This window comes from Klebsiella sp. K47, assembly GCF_051858335.1.
GTDB classification, from domain to species: domain Bacteria; phylum Pseudomonadota; class Gammaproteobacteria; order Enterobacterales; family Enterobacteriaceae; genus Klebsiella; species Klebsiella pneumoniae.
The window spans coordinates 1-228 of sequence record NZ_JBPYUI010000367.1; the positions used below are offsets into that span (position 1 = coordinate 1).

Sequence of the window (228 nt, forward strand, 5' to 3'; positions counted from 1 at the left end):
TGGCCAAGGGCGAAGCCGAGCACGGCCACTAAGGGAGGGCGATCATGTTCAAAGCGATCATCGAGGCGTCCGTCCGCTTCCGCTGGTTCATCGTTCTGGCCACGACCCTGGTCGCGGCCTGGGGCCTGTTCCAGCTGACCAAGCTGCCGATCGACGCCGTGCCGGACATCACCAACCGCCAGGTGCAGATCAACACCGTGGCCCCGGCCCTGGCCCCCGAACAGATGG

The 228-nt window shown here is 66.2% G+C and carries 1 protein-coding gene; it reads left to right on the forward strand.

The features are described 5' to 3' along the window. Positions 1-44 precede the first annotated feature (44 nt). Positions 45-228: efflux RND transporter permease subunit (locus RRF55_RS28410; RefSeq protein ID WP_439419358.1), on the forward strand; the 184-nt coding region annotated here is incomplete at its 3' end.